General features: G+C 41.0%; 12 protein-coding genes. 8 read left to right on the top strand and 4 right to left on the bottom strand.

The genetic code is table 11. The features are described from left to right. Nucleotides 1-777: 777 nt before the first annotated feature. From dnaJ to tnpB, 4 genes are all read left to right on the top strand, one after another. Nucleotides 778-1,920 carry a molecular chaperone DnaJ gene (gene dnaJ, locus CAL6303_RS08710; protein WP_015197476.1) on the top strand — a complete coding sequence of 381 codons (1,143 nt, stop codon included), beginning with the start codon at nucleotides 778-780 and terminating at the stop codon, nucleotides 1,918-1,920. Next, nucleotides 1,917-2,174 carry a sulfurtransferase TusA family protein gene (locus CAL6303_RS08705; protein WP_015197475.1) on the top strand — a complete coding sequence of 86 codons (258 nt, stop codon included), beginning with the start codon at nucleotides 1,917-1,919 and terminating at the stop codon, nucleotides 2,172-2,174. Before dnaJ ends, CAL6303_RS08705 begins: the two co-directional genes overlap by 4 nt. Beyond that, nucleotides 2,171-3,250 carry a small ribosomal subunit biogenesis GTPase RsgA gene (gene rsgA / locus CAL6303_RS08700; protein WP_015197474.1) on the top strand — a complete coding sequence of 360 codons (1,080 nt, stop codon included), beginning with the start codon at nucleotides 2,171-2,173 and terminating at the stop codon, nucleotides 3,248-3,250. Before CAL6303_RS08705 ends, rsgA begins: the two co-directional genes overlap by 4 nt. A gap of 142 nt (nucleotides 3,251-3,392) precedes the next feature. Next, entirely contained in the window at nucleotides 3,393-4,604 is a 1,212-nt protein-coding gene (gene tnpB, locus CAL6303_RS08695; RefSeq protein WP_015197473.1) for an IS200/IS605 family element RNA-guided endonuclease TnpB, read from the top strand. Between the two features lie 24 nt (nucleotides 4,605-4,628). Here the strand turns inward: tnpB and CAL6303_RS08690 are convergent, their stop codons facing one another. From CAL6303_RS08690 to CAL6303_RS08680, 3 genes are all read right to left on the bottom strand, one after another. Beyond that, complete coding sequence (locus CAL6303_RS08690) at nucleotides 4,629-5,408, bottom strand: DUF5995 family protein (RefSeq protein ID WP_015197472.1); 780 nt, start codon at nucleotides 5,406-5,408, stop codon at nucleotides 4,629-4,631. Nucleotides 5,409-5,489: 81 nt separating this feature from the next. Continuing rightward, nucleotides 5,490-6,890 (bottom strand): cobyrinate a,c-diamide synthase, encoded by a 1,401-nt coding sequence (locus CAL6303_RS08685; RefSeq protein ID WP_015197471.1) that lies wholly within the window; start codon nucleotides 6,888-6,890, stop codon nucleotides 5,490-5,492. Nucleotides 6,891-7,126: 236 nt separating this feature from the next. Beyond that, entirely contained in the window at nucleotides 7,127-9,217 is a 2,091-nt protein-coding gene (locus CAL6303_RS08680) for a caspase family protein (protein WP_015197470.1), read from the bottom strand. Between the two features lie 413 nt (nucleotides 9,218-9,630). Here CAL6303_RS08680 and CAL6303_RS08675 point away from each other — a divergent pair, with 413 nt between their 5' ends. From CAL6303_RS08675 to CAL6303_RS08660, 4 genes are all read left to right on the top strand, one after another. Then, nucleotides 9,631-10,044, top strand: a complete 414-nt coding sequence (locus tag CAL6303_RS08675) for a hypothetical protein (protein ID WP_015197469.1) — start codon at nucleotides 9,631-9,633, stop codon at nucleotides 10,042-10,044. A 90-nt stretch (nucleotides 10,045-10,134) separates the two neighbouring features. Then, complete coding sequence (gene rpmF / locus CAL6303_RS08670; protein WP_015197468.1) at nucleotides 10,135-10,308, top strand: 50S ribosomal protein L32; 174 nt, start codon at nucleotides 10,135-10,137, stop codon at nucleotides 10,306-10,308. Between the two features lie 101 nt (nucleotides 10,309-10,409). Next, nucleotides 10,410-11,000, top strand: a complete 591-nt coding sequence (locus CAL6303_RS08665) for a sulfite oxidase-like oxidoreductase (RefSeq protein ID WP_015197467.1) — start codon at nucleotides 10,410-10,412, stop codon at nucleotides 10,998-11,000. Nucleotides 11,001-11,424: 424 nt separating this feature from the next. Beyond that, a complete protein-coding gene (locus CAL6303_RS08660) occupies nucleotides 11,425-12,159 on the top strand; it encodes a DUF928 domain-containing protein (RefSeq protein WP_015197466.1) in 735 nt (244 codons plus the stop codon). A gap of 68 nt (nucleotides 12,160-12,227) precedes the next feature. Here the strand turns inward: CAL6303_RS08660 and CAL6303_RS08655 are convergent, their stop codons facing one another. Beyond that, nucleotides 12,228-12,605 (bottom strand): Mo-dependent nitrogenase C-terminal domain-containing protein, encoded by a 378-nt coding sequence (locus CAL6303_RS08655; protein ID WP_015197465.1) that lies wholly within the window; start codon nucleotides 12,603-12,605, stop codon nucleotides 12,228-12,230. Nucleotides 12,606-12,669 lie beyond the last annotated feature (64 nt).

The raw sequence follows: 12,669 nt of genomic DNA, 5'->3' as shown, positions 1-12,669 counted from the left end.
TTGACCAAATTGGTAATTGCGTAGCTTGCTTCTCACGATAGCGGGTATTGCGAATTGGTTTGACAGGTGGGGGTATGGGTATTAATGCCCCACCTCAAGATCAACGACTAAATCAAAGGTTTCGTCTACTAGTACCACTCGGCGTAAGTTCGCATACTATTATGAACACCAACCCGCCAACGGTTATAAACCGTTGTCTAATAGTACAAGTCCTCTTTTAGAGGACTGAATTTAAATCGTGAATGGTAGGTTTATTTACGCCGAACTGTACTAGTCTGTCAAGATAAAAATTATGGTTGTAGAGACATCGCACTTATAGGGCGGTGATTCTTGGCAGGTATATTCTACCAGAAAACCTAACTAGAAGGACGGGGCTTGTATCCCATTGTTTTCGGTCAAAATATAATTGACAAACTATTACGATCTGAATCGTCTGAACCGTAATTTGATGAAAAATTAACGTGGAGCTTTAGAGGGGAAGCACTCTACGTCTTTATTGAGAAACTAGGAGCGGTTTTCCACACCTAATGATGCGGCTAGCCGTCATAGAAAAAAGGCGGAGATTTGACCTGCTCCGTAGCACAATTGTAAAAGAGATGGTGACTTAGTAGTAATTTGTAAGAGATAAAAGGTAAAATCTATTTTTAATAAAACTTAACTGTTGCTTTTTGCCGATACTAGCGGCAAGTCTACCTCTCAAGGTCGGTAATTGTTCCTAAAAAAAGCAATTGCCTTAGCATCTACTGCTCTCTACCCTCTAACTTTCACCTTTGCGATATGGCTCGTGATTATTATGAAATTCTGGGTGTCTCTCGTGACGCCGACAAGGAAGAAATTAAAAGTGCTTACCGCCGTCTAGCCCGAAAGTATCACCCAGATGTGAACAAAGAGGCAGGGGCAGAGGAACGCTTTAAAGAGATTAATCGTGCCTATGAGGTACTTTCCGAGCCAGAGATTAGGCAGCGCTATGACCGTTTTGGTGAAGCTGGTGTGTCAGGTGCTGCTAGTGCTGGCGGCGGCTTCCAAGATATGGGCGACATGGGTGGCTTTGCCGATATTTTTGAAAGTATTTTTAGCGGCTTTGCAGGTTCTCCCGGAGCCGGCTCTACCCAACGACGACGCAGTGGTCCGGTGCGCGGAGACGATCTGCAGTTGGACTTGAAGCTTGATTTCCGTGAAGCTGTATTTGGTGGTGACAAACAAATCCGCATTGCCCATTTAGAAACCTGCGAAGTTTGTAGCGGTTCTGGTGCTAAACCGGGAACTCGTCCCCGGACTTGTTCCACTTGCGGTGGTACAGGTCAAGTTCGCCGCGTAACCCGAACTCCCTTTGGTAGTTTCACTCAAGTTTCCACCTGTCCCACCTGTAACGGTAATGGCATGGTGGTGGAAGAGAAATGTGATGCTTGTGGTGGTAAGGGTACTAATCAGGTTGCCAAGCAATTAAAAATCACGATTCCGGCTGGAGTATATGACGGTTTGCGCTTGCGGATTCCTGGGGAAGGTGATGCAGGTCAGCGCAGTGGTCCAGCGGGGGATTTGTATGTACAGCTATCTGTAAATCAAGATAGTGAGTTTCGGCGCGAAGATTTAAATATTCTTTCCAGCATTACCGTTAGTTATCTTCAGGCAGTATTGGGTTGCCGCTTGCAGGTGAATACTGTTGATGGTTTGGAAGAATTGACGATTCCAGCAGGAACTCAACCAAATACTGTTTTGCGCTTGGAAAATCGAGGTGTTCCCCGCTTGGGTAATCCTGTGAGTCGAGGCGACCATTTAATTACTGTGTTAATTGATATCCCGACAAAAGTTACTCCTGAAGAGAGAGAACTACTGGAAAAACTCGCTAAAATTAAGGGAGATCGCACTGGCAAAGGTGGTCTTGAAGGTTTTTTGGGAAATTTTTTCCAACAACGATGAATGTATCTTCCCCCCCGACTCCCGATGCTCAATTGGATTTACGCGGTACACCCTGTCCGCTAAATTTCGTGAGAACTAAGTTAAGTTTAGAGAAAATGCCTCCAGGTAGTTTGCTGGAGGTTTGGTTGGATGTTGGTGAACCGATTGAACAGGTTCCCGATAGTTTGACTATGGCGGGTTACAAGGTTGAACAAATCAGCGATCGCGTTGACTATTTTTCCCTGTTTGTTCGTCGTCCGGAACAGACTTCATGACAGTAGGAGAATTAGTTGGTACGGTGCTAGCTGTACAAGCCAATTATTATCGGGTGCAGTTTGATGTTGAAGGTCATAAGTTAGGGGTACAGAGTGCAAATGATACAGTTGCCACGACTTTGCTCTGTACCCGTCGCACCCGCTTAAAGAAAATTGGTCAACAGGTGATGGTAGGCGATCGCGTGATTGTTGAAGAGCCTGATTGGACGGGAAATAGTGGGGCAATTGCCGAAGTTTTACCACGTAGTAGTACTTTGGATCGACCTGCGATCGCTAATGTTAACCAAATCCTCTTAGTTTTCGCAGTGGCTGATCCTCCTTTGGAACCATACCAACTCAGCCGCTTTTTAACTAAGGCGGAATCTACTTACGTAGATGTAAAGCTATGTTTTAATAAGTGTGATTTGATTTCCAGTGATGAACAGTCGGAAATAGCTGAAAGAATCGGAAATTGGGGCTATAAACCAATATTTTTTAGTGTATATAAAAGTATAAATTTGCTGAGTTTGGCAGAATGCTTGAATGGTAAAACTACCGTCCTTGCTGGTGCTTCTGGTGTTGGTAAATCCAGTTTAATTAATACGTTGATTCCCAATGCTCATCTCCGTGTTGGTGAGGTTTCTGGGAAGCTATCGAGGGGACGACATACAACCCGCCATGTAGAGTTATTTGAACTGCCTAATGGTGGATTATTGGCTGATACTCCAGGTTTTAATCAACCGGATTTAGATTGTCTTCCTGAAGAATTAATTCACTATTTTCCTGAAGCGAGGGTAAGGTTAGCATCGGGAAATTGTCGCTTTGGTGATTGTTTACATCGTGATGAACCTGATTGTGTTGTGCGTGGTGATTGGGAACGTTACGAGCATTATTTAGAGTTTGTCGAAGAAGCGATGCTGCGTCAAACTCATTTGCATCAACAAACTGATCCGGAATCGACTTTGAAGGTGAAAAACACCGGTAAAGGTGAAAGTCGCTATGAACCTAAGTTAGATAGTAAGAAATATCGTCAGAAGTCTCGCCGAACTCAGTTGCAGGAGTTGCAGCAAATATACGATGAGGGGGAGGAGGATTAAGAGTTTTTTAACGCAGAGTAAGTTTGATTTCTGCAAGCCGCACACTCGTGACTTCAAGTCATGAGTTAGGCTCTCCATATTTCTATATTTAAATGATTGCATATTATGATAAAATTATTGTAAGCAATTATTTAAAATCAAAATGCAGAAAGCGTTTAAAATTGCACTTATTCCTAGCCACAACCAAGAAGTCTTAATTAACAAGACGATAGGTTGTGCTAGATTTGTGTACAACCGTTTTCTGGCATTAAGGAAAGAGTTATATGCAACTGAGCAGAAAACCTTAAACTACAATACTTGTAGCCAAGAGTTAACTATTCTCAAGAAAGAGATTGAATGGTTAAAGGAAGTAGATAAATTTGCTCTGCAAAACTCGCTCAAAAATTTAGAGGCAGCGTACAAAAACTTTTTCACTGACTTGAAGAAGTCTAAAAAGAAGAAAGGTGTCGGCTTCCCCAAATTCAAAAAGAAGTACGGTTGCAAGCAATCTTACAAGACGAATCTTACCAATGGAAACATTCAAATTATAGAGAATCGTTTAAAACTCCCCAAATTAGGATGGATAAAGTTTTATAAATCACAAGAGATTACTGGAAAGCTTGTCAACGTTACCGTTACTCGGACTTCTTCTGGTAAATATATTGCTAGTATCCTCTGTGAAACTGAGATAGAAAAATATCCGATTGGCACCCAAAATATTGGTTTAGACTTGGGGATTAAATCTTATCTGGTTACTAGCGAAGGTGAAGTTATAGAAAATCCTAAATATTATCGACTTCAATTAAAGAAGTTACGCAAAGCAAATAAAAAGTTATCCCGTAGTACAAAAGGTAGTAGCAATAGAGTCAAAGCGAAAATCAAGCTGGCTCGAATCTACGAACGGATTACCAATTTGAGAGATGACTTTCTGCACAAGTTGTCAACTCGCCTAATCAAGGAAAACAGTATTATCTGTATTGAAGATTTACGAGTTGCTAACATGGTTAAAAACCACAAGTTGGCAATGAGTATTTCAGATGCTAGCTGGTCTAAATTTGTTGTCATGCTTGAATATAAAGCTATTTGGCATGACAGGATTGTGCAAAAAGTTGGTACATTTTACCCCTCATCTCAGACTTGCAACTGTTGTGGTTTTGTAAACCCACTAGTTAAGGATTTAAAGTTGCGTGAATGGAATTGTCCTAGTTGCAATACTCATAATTTGAGAGATAAAAACGCAGCACTTAATATATTAAGTGAGGGTTTGAGATTATTAACCGCCGTCGGTATGCCGGAGGTTGTAAAAAACGCCTGTGGAGAACTTGTAAGTCCTGAATTATTTCAGGCAGAGATCGTTGAAGCAGGAATCGCGTGACTTCCAGTCATGCGAGGTTCAAGATTAAGCACTAATAATTCTATTTAGGGCATCAATTATTGATGGTATGTCATCGCTTTCAGATGATTTTACGATTTCTATGGCTTTATCAATGATGCGACTAGGACTAGCAACAATGCGTCCTAGAAATGCAACTTTTCTATCAAGTGAAATAATTGTTGATTGCTGCTGTTCTGGGGTTTGTCGTGCGAGAATTTGCGCGTGATTCCAAGCTTCTTGACGTGCTTCTTTGATACTAAAACTGACGATTGCTTCGTCGGTAATACCGCCAACTTTGTCTAATATTTCTAAAAGTGGAGAAAATTGATTGACAACTTCCTGAATAGGATTGAGTAAATCGGCAATGATATTATTTATTTTCTCAAAATCACCTGCGAAACCTTGTAATTTCTCACCTGGACAAATTTCTGCTGCTACAATTCCTAAATCTAAATTAATGTGAGCATTCACACCTAATAAAAGGTGCTGAATAATAATAAAATCGGGTTGTAAAGCGGCTTCAAATGCTACTTTCCAGCTTTTCGTGGGTTTATCACCATTTTTGTAGGTGTCAATCGCGGTAAAATAACGGTTAGCAAATTTAGCTGCAAATCGATTCATGCGATCGCACTCATCAAAATAACCGCTTTCCATCCCCATTTTAATCTTCAGCGTCACCTGACGATATAACGCCGCAAATAAACCAATGCGATCGCCTGTATGATATTGATCGCGCTTTGCTTTTGCCTCAGCAATAATCAAATCTAATGTCTTGATTACCTCATCAATATTTGTTGCTAGCATGTTTGTATTTTTCACTACCTAGTGTTTCTTTAGCAAGAATACACTCATCTGGTAATTTTATTACTAACGAAAAGCTTTGATTCAATGCCAATTAAGGCATGATTCCATAAATACCTGAGGAATTTGTGGTGTTGCACCCCAATGTAGATGGATATAGGATGCGTGAAGATTGGGAAGTAAGTTGTACCCTTCATTACCGGTAAATTCTTCAGTGTCAACGCGGGAAGTATGAAATAATGCTGGTTCAGGATGGGAAATTAATCGGGAACGATGAAATTCATGTCCGTAAACTGTGGTTTCTGCGTCGAATAAAAAGCTATTTCCTAAAGTTGTTGCTTGACGATAACCTAATGTTAAACGCTGATCCATAATTGCGGTTGTGGGGAGAACTCCCACCATTGGGTATGCTGTATCTGTAAAATCAATTACTTTGTCGCAAAGGTACATTAAGCCACCACATTCGGCTATAGTTGGCATTCCTGAGAGAATTGCTGATTTGATAGCAGTGAGTACACTAGTGTTTTTTGATAGTTCCTCTGCAAACATTTCCGGGAAACCACCACCAAAATACATTCCTTGGATATTTGGGGGTAAATCTTGGTTATTTAAAGGACTCCAGAAAACTAACTCAGCACCGAGTTTTTGGAGTAAATCGAGATTATCTTGATAGTAAAAATTAAAAGCGCGATCGCGTGCAACGGCAATTCGAGTTTTTGATGGTAAATTTTGATCTGAATTTGGCGATATACTTGTGTTCTGTTGACTTCTGCCTTCTGCCTCCTGCCTCCTGCCTTCTTTCAGCAATTCCCAATTGAAGCAACTATCACCCAAATCTGCAAGTTTGGAAATCACAGCATCCAATTCTGGTAACTCATCGGTGGGAATTAAACCTAGGTGTCTATCAGGGATAGTGATATCGTTTTCTCGTTGCAAAACGCCCAATATTGGTAGATTTAGAGGTTCTAGTGAAGTTTTTAATAATTCTAGATGACGAGAACTTCCCACCCGATTTAGAACTAATCCCGCGATGTTGATACGTGGATCTAAGGTAGAATAGCCGAGTGCGATCGCTGCTGCTGATCCAGATAAGCGACTGCAATCCATCACCAAAATTACAGGTAAGTTTAATAACCTGGCAATATGTGCCGTACTGCCAAAATAATTAGGAATATTTTGGGATGTGTCCCCAATATTTAAGTTAATTCCATCAAATAACCCCATTACTCCTTCCACGACAGCGCAATCAGCCTTTTGGAAGTGTTGAGCAAAACACTCTTGGATATAGCTTTCGGAAGTTAAAACTGGATCTAAATTTCGGCAAGGTAAACCCGTGACATATTGATGAAACATCGGATCAATATAGTCGGGACCAACTTTAAAGGATTGGACTCGTTTACCTTGACGACATAAAGAAGCAAGTAAAGCAAGTGTAACCGTTGTTTTACCTACACCACTGCGTTCTCCAGCAATTACAAAAACCATAAATCAGTTATCAGTGAGCAGTTAACAGTTATCAGTTATCAGTGAACAGTCAGGTTATCAGTTATCAGTGAACAGTCAGGTTATCAGTCATGAACCGAACCGCTTTCTACTAATTTAATAATTGTAGGAACTTGTGTACGTTTTTCAGCACCTACTTATTTATTGGCTATTCTTGTTTTTTTAGGAAGGAACATTTAGTTCTCCTGCAAGCTGATTACTGTTCACTGATAACTGATTTACCTGTTCCATTTTTTAATCGATTTTTGTGCCGACTCCCAAGCTTTAGTACCTTCTGGAACCAGTGTTGCGGCTCGAATTGCATCTCCAGTTTCACCATTTGCAGCGCGACGATTGGCAATTTCTAAAATTTGGTTACTCCATTTATTTATGGCTTTTTGAGCGACATCATAACCTGGTTCACCTTTGGGAACCTTTTTAGCAACTTCGATTGCTCGGTTATAGCTTGATGCTTGTCCTGGTTTAATTAAAGTAGCGGCAGCTTGAACCACAGTTTGATTACTGAGATTTTGTTTTGCTTGTTGCTTCCATTGACTGACTGCTGCTTGAACTTGGGAATATTGGGGCTGTTTTTTTTCCATTAAGTTTGCAGCCGCGATCGCGTTATTATATTGACGCTTCTTGGCACGATTTTCGGCAATTTCAAAAATCATGTGATTCCAAACTTGGATATTTTCCTGTGCTTGGGTGTAACGTGGTTCACCAGGCTTAATTTTGCGTGCGGATGCGATCGCTGAATTCAAATCACTGGCAAGATTAGGATTTAGTGATTGTTTGGATAATTCACTCAGTGCTTGACTGCGTTTTTGGGGTACCGTTGCAGATGTTGCCACAACTGGTGCCGGATTTGGGGAAACTTGGGGTTTAGTATCTGCTGAAGGATTTGGAGAAATTTGAGGTTTAGCTGTCACCGATGGCAAAGTTGGAGAAACTTGAGGTTTGGCAGCTACCGATGGGAAAGTTGAAGTAACTTTGGGTTTAACTTCCGCTGAAGGGGTTTGAACAGCAATTGGCGGACTTTGATTTTGTGTAGAATTAAACTCAGTATCATCAACACTGCCGTTATTATCTACAGGTAACGTTTGTTCAACCTGAAATTGAGGTTGCGATCGCGGACGGAATAAAAAGGCGATTAAACAACCAACCAACAATGTGGAACTAACACCCCACATCAGTAAGTGCCAAAAGCCCACACTTGGCTTACTTTTAGTAACTTTTGATGCGGTGGAACCGTAAGTAACCGGATTCGGAACAGGAGGTAAGTTACTAACTTGGGGTTTGGGCAAAGCTGGTGGTAACGAAGGTGGTGTTTCTCCCGCAGTCTCAGTCAAGGAACTAGCTACTGCTTTTTGTTCCTGCGGCTGTCTAAAATTAGTATAATTATATTCATTATTATAGTTTATCTCAGGGTTATTACTTAATTGTGAATAGTTGCTAGCATAATTATTAGAATTATTATTTGGAGAATTATTACTGGAATTCTTTGCAGAATTACGCTCCAATGGTGGAGCAGCCATTGCAGAGGCAAATATCTCCTCCGAAAGCACAATTGCTGCCGCATCCATATCATGATCCATTTCTGAATTTCCCAAAATTACCTCCTGATTTGATGTCATGACTGTGACTGGATTCTGTGTTGGTCGCCAATAGTATTGACATAATTCGGGAGTACGAACGCTTAAATAAGCTTCCAACTCACCCAAAGTATTGCCGCGACCAGAGCGTAAACCTTCTAAAAGCGCAGTGGTAAAAAATCCGTGATTGAGTTCACTACTTTCGTAGGAAAACTGTTCTGGTTGGCAAGAAAAAATTAACGGGATTTGCAACTCCTGAGCAAGTTCGATAATTTCTTGCCCGACAAATGTCTCAGTTTGCATCCCAAAAGCCCGATTAATATCGAGCAAAATTAACGGTTTGACCCGCGAAAGCCGTAAATTATGCATGAGCGCAGCCATATCAATCCCTGTGTCTTCCACATGTTCAGGATCGCCCTCTGCTGGCATCAAATAATCTTTACCTTTGTAATTGACTCCATAACCGCTGAAATACAACCATACTCGGTCTTGCGATCGCCAACAAGCCGCAGCCAAATCTTCCAGGAGGAGAAGAATATTTTCCTTCGTTGGCTGAGTTGGTCGATCGCCAATGGGTGCCGAAGTATCAGTCATCAACATACATTGCTGTCGTGAAAAACCACCCTCAGTCGCTAAAAAATCCCATAGCGCCTCAGCATCTGCTTGAGCGCAAGCTAGAGGTTGGAAATGCTGATATTGATTAATGCCTATAGCGACCGCCCAGTTTTTTGCCATCGCACCTGCGTCAAATTTGGTTTGTAATAATTGAAGATTTTAGTTGGCTTTGCGGGAATAACAAGGCTAACCTATGAAATCAGTAAACAGTTAACTGTTACTTGTACTTAGACACACTGAGTCGATAAAACTGCTCAATGTATCACCTGTCGTAACGAAGTGTACCGCAGGTAATCAGAGTCTCCCACGTCTGAAAGTGGTGGGTTTTAGTCGGGGTGGTCAGGTCCGCTGCTTGCCCTATATCGGCTGTACTCAGCCATAGTGTTAAATCCCCTTTCTCTTACCGTGATAACTGTTAAAGCCTCGACTCCGCTTGGCTCTAGCTGATAACTGTTAACTGATTGAGAAGTAACACTCGTTCACCATTAAGCATAAGTATCGCCGAATCTTTTCTAAAATCGTTTACTCCACATATGCCATCAATTCGTAATCATATCCGGATAGTTAACGCCATCTTCTTATTAGGAACAGCTGTTCCTCTGTGGCTGATAACTGAAGTTTTTTCACCCAAAATTGTACAAGCTTATACAGCTAGAGCCGACCTAATTGTTGACACCTTAGCGGATGAAAACTACGAAACTCTACTCAGGAGAGCAGAAGCAGTGGCTCGTGCCGCAGCCCAGCGTAGTTTTGATCAAGATCTATTGGCTACAGAAGTTTCCGTAATTGTCGCTGGACAAAACGCTGGCGCGATCGCACCAATTCTAGACCTACGAGTTAGCCGTCAACAATGGCGCAACCGACCCGATCCTCAAGTCTGGGCAATCTATTATCGCAGTGCGCGATCGCTACTTTTCTTCAACCAAGAACCACCAACTCAAAAATAAACTCTCTCAACACTTTCGCTTTTTCCCCTTCCACTATCGCGGTAATGGCTTAGAATAAAAAGGTTGTCAAAAATTGCGATATCCGCTAACATGGCTGTTCCAAAGAAGAAAACCTCAAAATCTAAACGTGACTCCCGTCGGGCTACCTGGAGACATAAAGCTCAAGTGCAAGCACAGAAAGCAATGGCATTAGGTAAGTCAATTTTAAGTGGACGTTCCAACTTCGTTTATCCAACTGCTGAAGAAGACGAAGAAGAAGAGTAAATATCTAGTCATAACCCGAAAGTCTCAGGTCAAAAGTCAAGAGTAAAAACGATACCCTTGACTACTGACTATTAATTACTGATTACTAATGGCTGTTAATTATGCTAGGAAAATTTTTTCAGAAACCTGGTGTAGAAGATAGTGAAAGAGTCCCCCCAGGTCAACATCTAACTAAAGGTTTCCCTGTTTTAACCTATGGTGCTGCCCCACAAGTTAGTATAGACACCTGGGAATTCAAAGTATCAGGTTTAGCAACAGCCAAAACCTTTACTTGGGATGACATGATGGCATTACCTCAGCATGAATTTACTGCTGATTTCCACTGTGTGACTCGCTGGTCTAAACTTGATGTTAAATGGACAGGGATCAAAATTAGCGACTTGATGAAACTCATCGAAGTCGATCCCAAAGCCACCCATATTATGGAACATTGTTATGGTGGCTATACAACTAATCTCCCCCTAGTTGATTTTCTTAAAGAAGAAAACTTTTTAGCCTTCAAACTATTTAACGAACCATTACCCCCTGAACATGGTGGTCCCATGAGATCCATCATTCCTCACCTGTACGCTTGGAAAAGTGCCAAGTGGATTAATGGTTTGGAGTTTTTGGAGCGCGAAGAACTGGGTTTTTGGGAACGAAATGGTTATCATACCCGTGGGGAACCATGGGCAGAAGAGCGATACAGTTAATTACAAGACACTTCAGTAATAGTAACCAGATTTATCAACAAAACTATCCATTATTACTGCTATTACTGTTCATGAAAAAACTTCTAATCCGTTCTTGCTAACCAGGGACGGATTTATAGTAGACATTTAGAACAACAAATTGCAGCAGTAAGACCTGTAACCCCGTAGAATTCTATATTTTATTGATCTAACATTGTAGGTATAGTTTGCTTCAAAGCACGGATATCGGAAAAATTAATAGATTGAAATCTGGGAAGTATCATCGAAAACTTATATACCTCACACAAACTTTAGGAAAACATCACACTTTTACTGATGACGTTACCTAAAATACACGGATATGCTAGTAGTGTCTTATCTCCTACTGGTATGCTAGGGGTATATTCCAACTTGACTTTAGATCAAGCTTAGAAGGTAGGTTTTTATGCCAAGAAAAAGCCGGGATAGATTTAGATTTCTACTTGTAGGAATAGCCTTATCCGTAGCATTATTGGTGGGTACAGGTTGGTCAAATCCAACTATAGCCACAAAGGTCGCGTTCAAACTACCTGAAGATAAAATTGTTAGTAACTCATGGGGAAATCCCCTACAAGATGCTTCTGTTTGTGGTTTAGCAGAACCCACGAGTGGAAATAAGTCAGTTAAAGCAATTATACCAGCCACAAATATCGGCTTAACGGTTACGCCTCGTCCGAGTATTTTTGTTTATATCCCTCAAACCAAGGCTGAGAAAGGATTTTTCAGTATTCAAGAGGAAGAATCGAATTATTATTATCAAACTAGTATTAGTCTACCAAAGCAATCAGGCGTGATGGAAGTGTCTCTTCCCGGTGAAGTGCCAGCTTTGGAGGTTGGTAAAAATTATAAATGGTCATTAGCAATGATTTGTAGTCAGTACTTAGAACCAGATAGTCCATTTGTGACTGGTTGGATTCGCAGAGTCGAGGCGAACAAAAATATACCCAATATTTCTGAATCCAAAATTGCCTTAGATAGGGCTAGTAAGTTAGCTGCTAATGGTGTTTGGTATGATACTCTCGCAAGTGTGGCGAAATTACGGCAGCTAAACCCACATAATCGAAATTTAGAAGTTTCTTGGCAACGGTTACTTGAGTCTGCACAACTGAATGCGATCGCTCAAGAGCCTTTAGTATACTAAAACAGATAGGGAAGGTTTAATAGAGACGACCCAACGGATCGTCTCTAAAATGGTCATAGACTAAATTGTTAACAATATTGGGAAATATCTTCACCACATTCGTCTGCTAGGTAGCACAATGCCTTAAAGCGTAAACCTACTACCTCATCGTAGAAAGGATTAAGTTTACACATGGGTGGAATGTGAAATAATTTCTTACCAAATAAATTGACATCTCTTTCAAAGGGACATTGGGAAGGAATGACTTGACATAGGCGATGAGCTATTATGCGATCGCGTACTTCAATCTGCTCAATCCATTGTCGGAATGGTTGCAAAATACCAATACTCTGCTTTGGAGAAAGCCCTTGTTGCTGAGAGATACTGGAACTGTTGGGTTCTTCTGTGTGTTCTGGCACCCAACTCGCAAAAAAAATCTTTTGTTTGGTATTGGAAAATACCTTCATGGTTCACTCCTCTAGAAAGTTGAGGCTGCGGAACAGTTTAATCAATGTCTACGATGTAACAAAA

The organism is Calothrix sp. PCC 6303 (assembly GCF_000317435.1).
Taxonomy (GTDB): domain Bacteria; phylum Cyanobacteriota; class Cyanobacteriia; order Cyanobacteriales; family Nostocaceae; genus PCC-6303.
This window is presented reverse-complemented; position numbering and strand designations above follow the sequence as displayed.